This window comes from Cobetia sp. Dlab-2-AX (genome assembly GCF_024124625.1).
Taxonomy (GTDB): Bacteria; Pseudomonadota; Gammaproteobacteria; order Pseudomonadales; family Halomonadaceae; genus Cobetia.
In genome coordinates this window covers 245,662-259,177 of record NZ_JAMXRV010000004.1, presented here as the reverse complement: position 1 = coordinate 259,177, position 13,516 = coordinate 245,662, and the positions used below count along the sequence as shown (strand labels likewise).

Genomic DNA, 13,516 nt, shown 5'->3' with positions numbered 1-13,516 from the left:
ACCACGGATGACGATGCCTTCATGTTCACTCTCGATCACCTGCGCTTTGACCTCGGCGAGCGCTGTCTGCTCAAGACGCAGTCTCTCGATTTCGCCCCCGGCCAGGTGCATGGCCTGATTGGCCACAATGGCTCCGGCAAGTCGACACTGCTCAAGTTGCTGGCGCGCCAGAACACGCCGACCAGTGGCAAGCTGGCGCTGGATGATCGCCCGCTCTCGCAGTTCGGCAGTCGGGAATTCGCGCGCGCCGTGGCCTACCTGCCGCAGCATCTGCCGGCGGCCGAAGCGCTGACCGGCCGCGAACTGGTCGCCTTCGGCCGTTATCCGTGGCACGGCCTGCTCGGGCGTCCCGGACCCAAGGATGAAGAAGCCATCGAGCGCGCCATTGCGCTGACCCACACCGAAGCCTTCGCCAACCAGCAGGTCGATACCCTCTCCGGTGGCGAACGTCAGCGTGTATGGCTGGCCATGCTGCTGGCCCAGGGCAGTCGCTATCTGCTGCTGGACGAGCCGCTGGCGGCGTTGGATATCGCCCATCAGATCGAGGTGATGGAGCTGGTCTCGCATCTGAGTCATACCCTGGGGCTGGGCATCATCATCGTGCTGCACGACATCAATCTGGCAGCGCGTTACTGCGATCGCCTGGTGGCGCTGCACGGCGGCAAGGTACTGGCCGAGGGCGCGCCCGACGAGATGATGACCCCGTCCACGCTCAAGGACATCTATGGCGTCGAGATGCAGGTGATCACCCCGCCGCAGAGCCGGCAGCAGATCGCGGTGCCGCTATGAAGTGGCTGTCGGCACTGATCAGTCTGAGTCTGCTGGCGGTGGGTCCCGCCTGCGCTGCCACGACGGTTGACGACCACGAGGCACCAGTGGGCTTCGTCGATCGTCCCGTCGTGGCGCTGGACTGGACGCTGGCCGAGACCCTGACCGGTATCGGAGTCCGCGCCATGGGCGTGGGGCAGGTGGAAACCTACGCAAGCTGGGTGGATCAACCGGCGCTGCCGCAGGGCACGCGGGATCTTGGCCTGCGCACCCAGCCGAACCTGGAGCAGCTGGCCGCCCTCGCCCCGGACGACATCCTGATCAGCCCGATGCTGGCAAGCCTCGCACCGCGCCTGTCGGCCATCGCGCCGGTCACCAGCATTGCCATCTATACCCCGGATGCCGACACCTGGCAGACACTGGTCACCGCGACGCGCCAGCTGGGCAAGCTGACGCAGCGCGAGCCACAGGCCGAACAGCTGATTCGCCTGAGCACCGCTCGCCTGGCCGGTTACAACGCCGCACTGCGCCAGCAGTCGGCACACGATGGCAAGACGCCGCTGCCGCTGTTGATGGTGCAATTCATGGATGACCGCCATGTGCGCATCTTCGGTGACAACAGCCTGTTCCAGGCCGTGATCGAACGCATGGGCATCGACAATGCCTGGCAAGGCGACACCAACGCCTGGGGCTTCGCCACCGTCAGTCTCGAGAAGCTGGTGACGCTGGAGGGCCGCATGGTGGTGGTGGAACCGCTGCCGCCGGGCGGACGCGAAGCCCTGGCACGCAATGGCCTGTGGCAGGCCATGCCCGGCGTGCGCGAGAACAGTCAGGCCTCGGCACCGCTGTTCCTGCCCCCGGTCTGGAGCTTCGGCGCCCTGCCCTCGGCCAACCGTTTCGCCGAACTGCTCGCCAGCCATCTGATTGACGGCGAGACGGCACCTGAGGGGGAGACCACCGATGGCAACCACTGAGCAGGCCATGAGCACTCGCCCCGCATCAAACCGACACCCGCTGCACCTCACGCCGGGCCGGGCCTGCAGCCTGTTGGCCCTGGCCCTTGTGGTACTGGGCAGCCTCGCGCTCAATCGTGAAGGCCTGAGTCTGATGCAGGGCCTGACCGCACTGTGGGTATCGCCCGACTTCAGTGATGCGGCCAGTCTCGGCCAGTCAGACAGCGCACTGCTCTCCGCCCAGCTGGTGGCACATGTCAGCTGGTGGCCGCGACTGGTCTGCGCGCTGCTGGCCGGGGGCGCGCTGGGCATGGCGGGCGTGCTGATGCAGCAGGTACTGCGCAATCCACTGGCTGCGCCCACCACCCTCGGCGTCGCCAGTGGCGCGAGTCTGGCGATGATGCTGGCGACGCTGTTCGCCCCGGCGCTGATGGCCGGTACTGGCCTTGGAGGTGATGGATTCCAGCTGGGCCGTGAATGGGTCGCGCTGGCCGGCGGTCTTGCCGCCATGGGGCTTGTATTTGCGCTGGCCTGGGCGCGTGGCATGTCGCCGACCGTAGTGGTGCTGGCCGGACTGGTGGTCAATCTCTACATCGGCGCGCTGGGCATGGTGCTGTTGCTGTTCAATCAGGAAGCCCTGCACGGCACCCTGGTATGGGGCGCAGGCTCGCTGGCCCAGAACAGCTGGGATGGCGTGATCACGCTGCTCACCCGCCTGCTGCCGGGCATGTTGCTGGCGATGGTGCTGATGCGTCCGCTGGCAGTGCTGGATCTCGACGAGGCCAATGCCCGAAGCCTGGGCGTCTCGCTGCGCAAGCTGCGTCTGATGAGCCTGGGGCTGGCGGTATTCCTGAGTGCCTGCGTGGTCAGCGTGCTGGGCATCATCGGTTTCATCGGCCTGGCCGCACCGGCATGTGTACGTCTGATGGGCGCGCGCCGCCTGGGGCAGCGCCTGCTGTGGGCACCCTTGTTCGGGGCACTGCTGCTGGCGGTGACGGACCAGGTGGTCGCCAGTCTCGATGGCCTGCTGCCCAACCTGATTCCCACCGGCGCGATGACGGCGGCCCTCGGCGCGCCGCTGCTGCTGTGGCTGATTCCGCGCCTCAAGATGGCCCAGGGGGCTGGCCCCGCCAGTCATCACGGCATGTCCCTGACGCATCGTCACCCCCGCCCCGACCGCCTGCTCGGCTGGCTGCTGGCCGGGGTCTGCGTGGCCCTGATGCTGGCCCTGCTGGTCGGCAATGGCGACGATGGCTGGACTTTGGGCGGTGACATGCTCCAGCAGTTGCTGGCCGGCCAGACCAGCGTGCTGGACTTCCGCCTGCCAAGGGTACTGGCGGCGGCAGGCGCCGGCGTGCTGCTGGCCCTGGCCGGCACCCTGTTGCAGCGCCTGACCAGCAACCCGATGGCCAGCCCCGAGATTCTCGGCATCAGCGGCGGCACCGCCATCGCCCTGATGCTGACGCTGCTGCTGGTCCCGTCGCCGGGGCAACTGACCCTGCTGGGCGCAGGCATCTGCGGGGCGCTGGCCTGTCTGGCGCTGCTGGTGGTGCTCAATCTTCGCAGTGGCTTCATTCCCGAACGCGTGCTGCTGTGCGGGGTGGCGATCACGGCGCTCTACGATGCGGTGCGCGGCATCATCCTTGCCGATGGCGACCCGCGCGGTCAGCAGATTCTGGCCTGGCTGTCCGGCTCCACCTATTACGTGGGCCTCTCCGCGGCGGTCGGCGTGCTCGCGCTGGCGATCATCGCGGTGCTGCTGGTGCGTCCGCTGGCGCGCTGGCTGGATATCCTGCCGCTGGGCATGGCGAGCGCCAGTGCGCTGGGCATCGGCGTGACCCGCGCCCGCCTGGTGCTGCTGGGCGCGGTGGCGGTGCTGACCGCGCTGGCAACCCTGATCGTTGGTCCGCTGTCCTTCGTCGGCCTGCTGGCACCGCATCTGGCACGCCTGCTGGGGCTGAGCCGCGCTCGCGAGCACATGCTCGGCGCGGTGTTGTGCGGCGCTCTGCTGATGGTGCTCGCCGACTGGCTGGGCCGCCAGCTGCTGTCGCCCTACGAGATCCCCGCCGGCCTAATGGCCTCGCTGATCGGCGGCAGCTACTTCCTGTGGAGTCTGCGCAAGTCGAGCTGATGTTCCCTCGATGAGAGGCCTCAAGCCAGACGACACGCAGCCAGAAAACACGAGACCAGAAGACACGAAGCCCGCGATCTCTGATCGCGGGCTTCGTGTTTCAGCGTTTCTCGTTTGGCAATCTGCACTCAGTTGCCGAACACCACCGTGCGCCTGTCATGCAGGAAGACGCGGCGCTCGAGGTGATAACGCACGCCTCGCGACAGGGTCAGGCACTCGATATCACGGCCCTTGGCGATCAGGTCTTCGGGATAGTGGGCATGATCCACCGTCTCGACGCCCTGGGTGATGATCGGCCCTTCATCGAGATCATCATTGATGTAGTGCGCGGTGGCTCCGACCAGCTTGACGCCCTTCTCGTAGGCCTGGTGGTAGGGGCGTGCGCCCTTGAAGCCCGGCAGCAGCGAGTGATGGATGTTGATCGCCCGCCCCGAGAGCTTCTCGCACATGTCGCTCGACAGCACCTGCATGTAACGCGCCAGAATCACCAGCTCGGCGCCGGTGTCCTGCACGATCTGCCACACCTGCGCTTCCTGCTCGGCCTTGGTCTCGGCGGTGATCGGCAGGTGGTGATACGGCAGGCCATGCCACTCGGCCAGCGGTGCCATGTCCGGATGGTTGGAGATGACGGCGGTGATATCCATCGGCAGCTGGCCGATGCGATGCCGATAGAGCAGGTCATTCAAGCAATGGTCCGAGCGCGAGACCATGATGACCACCTTCATGCGCTCATCCGGCGCACTCAGGCTGACGTCCATCTCGAAGTCGGCGGCACGCGTGCCCAGGCCCTGCTCGAAACTCGCGGCATCGAAGCCGTCATCGAGGGCACCGGCCTCGGTCTGCGGACGAAATTCGGCCCGGATGAAGAAGCGCCCCGACAGGCGGTCATCGAAGGAATTGAGCTCGGTGATATAGCAGCCCTGCTCGCGCAGGTAGCGTGTCACGACGTCCACCGTGCCGATGCGGCTGGGACATTGGGCGGTCAGAATCCAGGTATCACGCATACGTAGGTGCCTGTCATGTAAGGATTATCTATTGTTGGAAGCAGCAACGTCAGGGTTGCATTCGAGGCCCTGCGCGACAAACCAATATTATTGAGGCGGGCTTCAGTATTTCTGAAGCCCGCCTCCTGGCCCGGGCGAGGCCCCTGGCGGTTGATTCAGGTCGTGGCGTGCGCCTGCGACAGAGCTCTCTCCAGACACAGACCTTTCCAGATACAGACCTCAGGCCTTGATACAGACCCCGAATTCCTCGCTGGCATCCAGCAGCCAGCGGCCGAGATAGTCGGCGAAGCTCCTGCGCACCACCAGCTCGAATTCGCTCTCGCTGACGCGGCGCAGCACCAGTGTCGCCTTGGCGAACACCGCCGGCACGCCGCGCCCGACCGGGAAGGCACGCGGATGCACATCGGTAGGCGTCGACTTCATCAACACCTGCCGCGCCTGGTCACCGCTCAGCGAGATGACGGTCTGACCACCGCTGACGTTGACCACCTGATAGCGACCGGCCAACGCCTCATGCAGCGCCTTCTCGACAGTGAAGGCTTCCTCGCCGGGCACCAGGATCAGCCACTCATCCGGTGACAGCCACTGAATCGAGCGCCCCCCCTCATTCTGATGGAGAGTCGCCGGCGTCAACGGCAGCGCCAGACCCAGCGCCGCCTCGACACCCTCGGCGAAGCCCGGCTGCGCGGGGTCACCGCGCAGCGTCAGGTGACCGAGAAACGCCTTCTCCTCAAGCACAACGCCGGCATCGCCGTCATCGCGGGCCGTGAACAGATGCGCCAGCGGCGAACGGGCGCACTGAGCGTGAACCTCGGGCATCGGGCGCTGATCGATCACCGATGTCCGGGAACTTGTCATGTCCTGCGGCTGCGCCTCGACGGCGACACCCGCTTGCGGGTCGAGTGTGGTGGCATCAGACATGCTGGCGCTCCCCTTTCTTGTCGTAGAACACCGGTGAGGTGATTTCGGCTTCCAGCGTCGTACCATCGGCCTGGGGCAGGAACACCGTCTCGCCGATGCGCTTGGCACCGCCCTTGACCACCGCCAGCGCGAAGCCATGCCCCAACGTCGGGCTGTAGTAGCTGGAGGTCACATGGCCGACCATCGGCATCGGGATGGCGTGCTCGGGGTCGAAGACGATCTGCGAGCCTTCCGGCAGCACGATGCGCTCATCGCCGGCCTTCTTGCGCGTCGGAATCAGGCCGACCATCTGCTTGCGGTCGTCGCGGCGGGTATCCGGACGCGACAGCGCACGCTTGCCGATCCAGGAATACGGCTTGTTGTAGCCGACGCACCACTGCATGCCGAGGTCTTCCGGGGTGATCGAGCCATCGGTGTCCTGACCGACGATGATGAAGCCCTTCTCGGCGCGCAGCACGTGCATGGTCTCGGTGCCGTAGGGCGTGAGGCCGTACTTCTGGCCGCACTCGAACAGACGCTTCCAGACATGCAGCCCGTAGTTGGCCGGCACGTTGAGCTCGTAGGACAGCTCACCGGTGAAGGAGATGCGGAAGATGCGCCCGGGAATGTCGGCGATCAGCCCTTCGCGCACTTCCATGAACTTGAAGCTGTCGCGGTCGAGGTCGATATCGGTCAGCTCGCCGACCAATGCACGCGCCTCGGGGCCGGTGACGGTCAGGGTCGCCCAGTGATCGGTGACGCTGGTCATCTGCACGTCCAGTTCCGGCCATTCGGTCTGATGCCACAGCTCCAGCCATTCCAGGATCGCGGCCGCGCCACCGGTGGTGGTGGTCATCAGGAAGTGGTCTTCGGCCAGACAGGTGGTGACACCATCGTCCATCACCATGCCGTCGTCATGACACATCAGGCCGTAGCGCGCCTTGCCGACGCCCAGCTTGGCCCAGGCGTTGGTGTAGATACGGTTGAGGAACTCGCGCGCATCGCGACCGGTGATGTCGATCTTGCCCAGGGTCGAGGCGTCCAGCACGCCGACCTTCTCGCGCACCGCCAGACACTCGCGCTCCACCGCGGCGTGCATGTCTTCACTGCCCTGCGGGTAATACCACGGGCGCTTCCACTGGCCGACATCCTCGAATTTCGCTCCCTGCGCCAGGTGCCATTCGTGCATCGCGGTGTAGCGGATCGGATCGAACAGCTCGTTGCAGTGACGACCGACGATGGCACCGAAGGTCACCGGGGTGTAGTTGGGGCGGAAGACGGTGGTGCCGGTGTCGGGGATGGTCTGCCCCAGACAGCGCGCGGCGATGGCCATGCCGTTGATGTTGCCCAGCTTGCCCTGATCGGTGCCGAAGCCCATCGCGGTGTAGCGCTTGACGTGCTCGATGGACTCGAAGCCCTCGCGGGTGGCCAGCTCGATCCCGGCGGCGGTCACGTCGTTCTGCAGATCGACGAACTGCTTGGGGGCGCGAGCGGTGGGCTTGTCGTGCGGCACCTGGTAGAGCGGCAGCAGCGGGGCTTCTGCCAGCTCGGAGACTGCCGGCACCTCGCACGCCGCGACCTCGAACTCGCAGGCTTCCACCGCGGCGACACCGCTGGCGTAGGCCGCGACCAGCACGTCTTCCAGCGCGAAGCTGCCATTGGCGGCGCCGCAGGCATCGAAGCCCTTGAGCATCGGGGCGCCCAGCGCCGGCAGGAAGCCGTGGATCTCGTCGCTCCATACCGGACGTGCGCCGGTGTGCGCTGCCAGGTGAACCACCGGGCTGTAGCCGCCGGAGCTTGCGATGGTGTCGCAGGCGAGCTCTTCCACCGCCCCCGTCACACTGAAGGCATCGATATCGATGGCCGCGATGCGCGCGCCTGTCACGCGACGCTCGCCCTTGGCCTCGATCACGGCGGCACCGGCGATGATGCGGATGCCCGCGGCACGCGCCGCCTCGACCATCACGCCGGAAGGGGCCGGGCGCGCATCGGCGATCGCGACCACTTCACGACCGGCCGCCTTCCAGGCCAGCGCCGCGCGATAGGCGTGGTCGTTGTTGACCGACAGCACCAGTTTGTCACCGGCGGCGACGCCGTAACGGGTCAGATAGGTGGTGACGGCACCGGCCAGCAGGTTGCCCGGCACATCGTTGTGGCTGTAGACCAGCGGCCGCTCGTGGGCGCCGGTGGCCATGATGACGCGATGGGCACGCACGCGGTGCAGGCGTGAACGTGCCTGACGCGCGCCACGGGCATTCAAGGGCGCGAGATCGGCCTGATGTTCGGTACGGCGCTCGTGCAGGGTCACGAAGTTGTGATCGTGGTAGCCGTTGGCAGTGGTGCGTGGCAGCAGCTGCACATCCTCGCAGGCTTCGAGTTCCGCCAGCACGGCATCACGCCATTCGATGGCCGGCTTGCCGTCCAGGGTCTGATCGAGACAGTCCGCCGACATGGAGAGCAGCGAGCCACCCAGCTCTTCCTGCTCATCACACAGGATGACGCGCGCGCCACTGCGGGCCGCAACCAGCGCCGCCATCAGGCCCGCCGGGCCGGAGCCGATCACCAGCACATCGGTGTGCTGATGCAGGTGATCGTAGATGTCCGGATCGTCCTCGAGCGGAGAACGCCCGAGACCGGCGGCCTTGCGGATGTACTTTTCATACGTCATCCACAGCGAGGCCGGCGCCATGAAGGTCTTGTAGTAGAAGCCCGGCGGCATGAACTTGCCGCCCAGCTTGCCGACCTGCGGCAAGAAGCGGCTCATCAGGTCCTTCTGGGCCTTGACCCAGCCGCTGACGGCGTGGGCTTCCAGGCCTTCATAGAGCGCCTGCTGGGTGGCCCGCACGTTGGGCACCTGACCCGCTTCGGTGCTGCCCAGCTGCAGGATGGCGTTGGGCTCTTCAGCACCGGCGGCGACCAGGCCGCGCGGACGCGCATACTTGAAGCTGGCGTTGAGCACGTCGAGGCCGTTGGCCATCAGTGCCGAGGCGAGGGTATCGCCTGCCAGGCCCTGATAGCGCTTGCCATTGAAGGTGAAGGTCAGCGGCGTGGCGCGGTCGATGCGTCCACCCGAGGCGAGACGGCGCGGGGCAGCGGCGGTCTGGTGGTCTTGCTGGTTCATGCGCTCACCCCCTTGGCTTGCGTGGTCGGATCGGCTTTCGTCTCACCGGTGATGCTGGGCTGCTCGCCCATGCGATAGGTCTCGAGAATCTCGTAGGTCACGGTATGGCGGGTGATGTTGAAATACTTGCGACAGCCCACGGCGTGAATCCACAGCTCGTGGTGAACGCCACGCGGGTTGTTGCGGAAGAACAGATAATCCCCCCACTCGGCATCGGAGCAGGCTTCGGGGTCCTTCGGGCGCTCGATATGCGCCTGGCCCTTGACGTGGAATTCCTCTTCCTCGCGCAGCTCGCCGCAGTAGGGACAGAAGATATGCATCATGGTCGGTCGTCTCCTGACGGCAGGTTCAGTGCGCGACGCCAGCGGCGCCGTGTTCGTCGATCAGCTTGCCCGTGTTGAAACGGTCATAGGAGAAGGGTTCCGCCAGCGGATGGGTGCGCCCCTTGGCCAGTGTCCAGGCAAAGACGTTGCCGGACCCCGGCGTGGCCTTGAAGCCACCGGTGCCCCAACCGCAGTTGAAATAGAGCCCCTTCACGGGCGTCTTGGAAATGATCGGGCAGGCGTCCGGACAGGTATCGACGATGCCGCCCCACTGACGGTTCATGCGCACCCGTGAGAAGACCGGGAACATCTCGACGATGGCCTGCAGGGTGTGCTCGATGGTCGGGTAGCTGCCACGCTGGCCATAGCCCACATAACCATCAATGCCGGCACCGATGACCAGGTCGCCCTTGTCGGATTGGCTGATGTAGCCGTGGACGTGATTGGACATCACCACAGTGTCGAGAATCGGCTTGAGCGGCTCGGAGACCAGCGCCTGCAGCGGGTGGGATTCCAGCGGCAGGCGGAAGCCGGCCTTCTCGGCCATCACGCCGGAGTTGCCGGCGGTGACCACGCCGACACGCTTGGCACCGATGAAGCCGCGCGAGGTTTCCACCCCGACGATGGCGCCATCCTGCTTGCGGAAGCCGGTGACCTCGGTCTGCTGGATCAGATCGACACCCAGGCTGTCGGCACCGCGCGCGAAGCCCCATGCCACGGCGTCGTGACGCGCCACGCCGCCGCGCGGCTGCCAGGAGGCACCGAGGACCGGATAGCGTGCCCGGCTCGAGCAGTCCAGTGCAGGTACCAATTCCTGCACCTGCTGAGTGTCCAGTACCTCACCGTCGATACCCTGCAGACGGTTGGCATTCACGCGGCGCTGGATGTCGCGCATGTCCTGCAGGGTGTGGCCCAGGTTGAGCACGCCACGCTGGGAGAACATCACGTTGTAGTTCAGGTCCTGAGACAGGCCTTCCCACAGCTTCATGGAATGCTCGTAGAGCGCCGCCGCCTCGTCCCACAGATAGTTGGAGCGCACCAGGGTGGTGTTGCGCGCGGTGTTGCCGCCGCCCAGCCAGCCCTTCTCGATCACCGCGACATTGGTGATGCCGTGCTCCTTGGCCAGGTAGTAGGCCGTGGCCAGACCATGCCCGCCGCCGCCGACGATGACGACGTCGTATTCCTTCTTGGGTTCTGGGCTACGCCAGACCTTCTGCCAGTTCTCATGGTGGCTGAGCGCATGCTTGACCAGCCCGAATCCCGAGTAACGCTGCATTTGCCACCCTCCTCACATCTTTGCCACCGCAAGCGCTGTCCGGTGCTCTCGCCCGAGTGATATCTGTTCTTGTCACCCGAGTGATGTCTCTGCGCTTGCGGCATGTGTCGTTGTTATCGTTGTCTCTCGCCAGCGCCTTGTTCAGGCAAGTGCGGTGGGGTCGGTCACGCTGTTGGATGCGTAGACCGGGAAGCGTGCACAGACTTCCTCGACCTTGCCGCGCACCTCGGCTTCCACCTTGGCGCTCTCGCCGGTGGACAGCGCGTCGAGCAGATCACAGATCCAGCCGGCCAGTGCCTCGCACTCCGCCTCGCCGAAGCCGCGCGTGGTGGCGGCCGGGGTGCCGATGCGCAGCCCGGATGTCACGAAGGGGCTCTGCGGGTCATTCGGTACGCTGTTCTTGTTGACGGTGATGTGGGCGCGGCCCAGTGAGGCATCCGCGTCCTTGCCGGTCACGCCCTGGCGGATCAGCGAGACGAGGAACAGATGGTCATCGGTGCCGCCGGAGACCACGTCATAGCCGCGCGCCATGAAGACCTCGGCCATCACGCGGGCATTGGCGATCACGCGGGCCTGATAGCTGACGAAGTCCTGGCTCATCGCTTCCTTGAAGGCCGCGGCCTTGGCGGCGATGACGTGCATCAGCGGGCCGCCCTGCTGACCGGGGAAGACGGCGCCATTGAGCTTCTTGTGCAGCGCTTCATCACCGGTGGCGGAGAGGATCAGGCCACCGCGTGGGCCGCGTAGTGTCTTGTGGGTGGTAGTGGTAACGACATGGGCGTAGGGCAGCGGGCTCGGGTAGTGACCCGCCGCGACCAGACCGGCCACATGGGCCATGTCGACCATCAGCGAGGCGCCGATCTCGTCGGCGATATCGCGGAAGCGACGCCAGTTGACCAGGCGCGAATAGGCGGAGAAGCCGGCGATGATCATCTTCGGCTTGTGCTCGCGCGCCAGACGCTCCATCTCCTCGTAGTCCAGCTCGCCGCTTTCGGTCAGGCCGTACTGGATGGCGTTGTAGTGCTTGCCGGAGAAGTTGGGGGCCGCGCCGTGGGTCAGGTGACCGCCATGCGCCAGGCTCATGCCGAGGATGGTGTCACCCGGCGAGACGAGTGCCATGAACACGGCCGCATTGGCCTGGGCGCCGGAGTGCGGCTGCACGTTGGCATAGTCACAGCCGAACAGCGCACAGGCGCGCTCGATGGCCAGCGTCTCGACCTTGTCGACGTATTCGCAGCCGCCGTAGTAGCGCTTGCCCGGATAGCCTTCGGCGTACTTGTTGGTCAGCTGGCTGCCCTGAGCCTCCATCACCAGCGGGCTTGCATAGTTCTCGGAGGCGATCAGCTCGATATGCGCTTCCTGACGCGCTGTCTCTTCGAGGATGGCCTCGGCCAGTGCAGGGTCGAGTCTGGCCAGTCGGTCATCACGGGTGTAGCCATGTTGCTGAGACATTGCGCGCCTCCGGTAAGCGGATCGTTGTTGTTGGAATGGTTCGATGAAGGGTGATCAGTGATCGTCTGTTCGCTCAGATCCTGTCGAGTCAGCCCGGCGCCAAGGCCTTGGGTGGCTGTCTTGACCCGATACTAGCCCTGCCCCCCTGCGGCAAACTGCTTGTCAGCGTCACACCGCAGCGCGAATGCGACATCGGCAGGCAAAAACGACATCCCGTCGGCCCGCACAGAGCTGCTGCGAATGGTGGCTGCCCCACTGGCGCTACACCGACGCCCCTGCGGGCAGGTATGCTAGACACCGATACCATGCGATCAGGCGCCGGGTGACGACTGATCCATGCAAGCGCGCGCCTGGGGAAGGGAGTTGAGAATATGCTGATGGAATTGCTGGCGGTGATGGCACCGGTACTGTGTGGCGCCGCCATCGGCTTCTTCTGGGTCAGGCTGGGCAATGACTACCCGATGGCCTTCATCACCCGGCTGGTGCTCTACATCGGCACACCGGCGCTGATCCTCAATGCGCTGGGCAGCGCCGAGATCGACAACTCGAGCTTTTTGCGCACGGGCCTGGCGACGCTGTCCGTGATGGCCCTGCTGCTGGCGCTGAGCTGGCCCTTCGCGCGCTTGATCGGCAAGCCCTGGAAGGTGGCGGTGGCGCCATTGCTGTTCTCCAACGTCGGCAACATGGGTCTTCCCGTCTCGCTCTACGCCTTCGGTCAGGCCGGCTTCGCCTACGCCATCACCATCATGGTCACCATGTCGCTGCTGCAGTTCACCCTCGGCGCCTGGCTTGCCAGCACCAGCGGCAACCCGCTGCGCAGCGTGGTGCGCTCGCCGACCATCTGGGCCAGCATCCTCGCCACCATCATGTTGCTCTGTGATGTACACATGCCACGCTTTGTCGCCAACAGCCTGGAGCTGATCTCCGGCTTCACGGTGCCGCTGATGCTGATCACCCTGGGCGTGTCGCTGGCCAGCATTCGCGTCAAGAATCTGGCCGCGGGCGTGGGCTTCAGTGTCCTGCGCATTCCCTTTGCCGCCCTGTGTGCTTGGGGGATCGGCACCCTGCTGGACCTGCCCCCGCTGGCACTGCATGTGCTGACCATGCAGATGGCCATGCCGGTGGCTGTATACAACTACATGTTCGCCCAGAAGGCCGGGCGTGAGCCGGAGTACGTGGCCACGCTGGTGTTCTGCTCGACGCTCGCCGCCTTCCTCTATCTGCCCATGCTGCTGGCGGCGCTGGGGGCGACACTGGGCTGACCCGACGGCGGCTGCCCGAGCCTTCCCGCAGTAAATGACAGGCATAAAAAAACCACGCGAGCCTGAAGCTTGCGTGGTCGTGTGACACCTTCCTGCGGAAACTGCCGTGCCGTGAAGAAGACGGTATTGCACCATCCCGATATTGAGCAGCACGGCGCTTCCTGTTGCGACGATCAGCCTTGTAGTCCTGCTGGCACCCGCTCCCGGCCTGGAGGTGGCGCACCGTTCCCCTGTGTCATCATTGCCCTTTTGACCAAACCCGTGACTGGAGTGGCAGTCGTGGACCTGACGTGAACGCTCTCCGCTCTCGACCCGCAGCTGAAGAG

General features: G+C 65.6%; 10 protein-coding genes. 4 read left to right on the top strand and 6 right to left on the bottom strand.

The window, feature by feature from the left end:
- The first annotated feature begins 21 nt into the window (after window positions 1-21).
- The 3 genes from NH396_RS09015 to fhuB are packed head-to-tail and all read left to right on the top strand — an operon-like array spanning window position 22 to window position 3,852.
- Window positions 22-789, top strand: coding sequence for an ATP-binding cassette domain-containing protein (locus NH396_RS09015; protein WP_176676127.1), 768 nt, complete (start codon window positions 22-24; stop codon window positions 787-789).
- The gene (locus NH396_RS09010) at window positions 786-1,742 is read left to right on the top strand and encodes an ABC transporter substrate-binding protein (protein WP_176676126.1); all 957 of its coding nucleotides are present in this window, start codon (window positions 786-788) and stop codon (window positions 1,740-1,742) included. Before NH396_RS09015 ends, NH396_RS09010 begins: the two co-directional genes overlap by 4 nt.
- Window positions 1,729-3,852, top strand: coding sequence for a Fe(3+)-hydroxamate ABC transporter permease FhuB (gene fhuB / locus NH396_RS09005; protein WP_253063096.1), 2,124 nt, complete (start codon window positions 1,729-1,731; stop codon window positions 3,850-3,852). The genes NH396_RS09010 and fhuB overlap by 14 nt, the downstream gene beginning before the upstream one ends.
- Before the next feature lie 128 nt (window positions 3,853-3,980).
- Here fhuB and purU read toward each other — a convergent pair whose 3' ends face one another.
- The 6 genes from purU to glyA all read right to left on the bottom strand — a co-directional run bounded on the left by purU (window position 3,981) and on the right by glyA (window position 11,928).
- On the bottom strand, window positions 3,981-4,856 hold the full coding sequence (purU, locus tag NH396_RS09000) for a formyltetrahydrofolate deformylase (RefSeq protein WP_176676125.1): 876 nt from the start codon (window positions 4,854-4,856) through the stop codon (window positions 3,981-3,983).
- A 219-nt stretch (window positions 4,857-5,075) separates the two neighbouring features.
- A complete protein-coding gene (gene soxG, locus NH396_RS08995) occupies window positions 5,076-5,777 on the bottom strand; it encodes a sarcosine oxidase subunit gamma family protein (protein ID WP_253063094.1) in 702 nt (233 codons plus the stop codon).
- Window positions 5,770-8,877 carry a sarcosine oxidase subunit alpha family protein gene (locus NH396_RS08990; RefSeq protein WP_176676124.1) on the bottom strand — a complete coding sequence of 1,036 codons (3,108 nt, stop codon included), beginning with the start codon at window positions 8,875-8,877 and terminating at the stop codon, window positions 5,770-5,772. The genes soxG and NH396_RS08990 overlap by 8 nt, the downstream gene beginning before the upstream one ends.
- Window positions 8,874-9,200, bottom strand: coding sequence for a sarcosine oxidase subunit delta family protein (locus tag NH396_RS08985; RefSeq protein WP_176676123.1), 327 nt, complete (start codon window positions 9,198-9,200; stop codon window positions 8,874-8,876). The genes NH396_RS08990 and NH396_RS08985 overlap by 4 nt, the downstream gene beginning before the upstream one ends.
- A 25-nt stretch (window positions 9,201-9,225) precedes the next feature.
- A complete protein-coding gene (locus tag NH396_RS08980; RefSeq protein WP_253063092.1) occupies window positions 9,226-10,476 on the bottom strand; it encodes a sarcosine oxidase subunit beta family protein in 1,251 nt (416 codons plus the stop codon).
- Between the two features lie 141 nt (window positions 10,477-10,617).
- On the bottom strand, window positions 10,618-11,928 hold the full coding sequence (glyA, locus tag NH396_RS08975) for a serine hydroxymethyltransferase (RefSeq protein WP_253063090.1): 1,311 nt from the start codon (window positions 11,926-11,928) through the stop codon (window positions 10,618-10,620).
- A 371-nt stretch (window positions 11,929-12,299) separates the two neighbouring features.
- Here glyA and NH396_RS08970 point away from each other — a divergent pair, with 371 nt between their 5' ends.
- Window positions 12,300-13,190, top strand: a complete 891-nt coding sequence (locus tag NH396_RS08970) for an AEC family transporter (RefSeq protein WP_253063088.1) — start codon at window positions 12,300-12,302, stop codon at window positions 13,188-13,190.
- Window positions 13,191-13,516 lie beyond the last annotated feature (326 nt).

What these genes read in the sequence shown, in the direction of transcription:
- NH396_RS09015 (WP_176676127.1), top strand. Translation starts at nt 22, where the DNA reads ATGTTCACTCTCGATCACCTGCGCTTTGACCTCGGCGAGCGCTGTCTG.
- NH396_RS09010 (WP_176676126.1), top strand. Translation starts at nt 786, where the DNA reads ATGAAGTGGCTGTCGGCACTGATCAGTCTGAGTCTGCTGGCGGTGGGT.
- fhuB (WP_253063096.1), top strand. Translation starts at nt 1,729, where the DNA reads ATGGCAACCACTGAGCAGGCCATGAGCACTCGCCCCGCATCAAACCGA.
- purU (WP_176676125.1), bottom strand. Translation starts at nt 4,856, where the DNA reads ATGCGTGATACCTGGATTCTGACCGCCCAATGTCCCAGCCGCATCGGC.
- soxG (WP_253063094.1), bottom strand. Translation starts at nt 5,777, where the DNA reads ATGTCTGATGCCACCACACTCGACCCGCAAGCGGGTGTCGCCGTCGAG.
- NH396_RS08990 (WP_176676124.1), bottom strand. Translation starts at nt 8,877, where the DNA reads ATGAACCAGCAAGACCACCAGACCGCCGCTGCCCCGCGCCGTCTCGCC.
- NH396_RS08985 (WP_176676123.1), bottom strand. Translation starts at nt 9,200, where the DNA reads ATGATGCATATCTTCTGTCCCTACTGCGGCGAGCTGCGCGAGGAAGAG.
- NH396_RS08980 (WP_253063092.1), bottom strand. Translation starts at nt 10,476, where the DNA reads ATGCAGCGTTACTCGGGATTCGGGCTGGTCAAGCATGCGCTCAGCCAC.
- glyA (WP_253063090.1), bottom strand. Translation starts at nt 11,928, where the DNA reads ATGTCTCAGCAACATGGCTACACCCGTGATGACCGACTGGCCAGACTC.
- NH396_RS08970 (WP_253063088.1), top strand. Translation starts at nt 12,300, where the DNA reads ATGCTGATGGAATTGCTGGCGGTGATGGCACCGGTACTGTGTGGCGCC.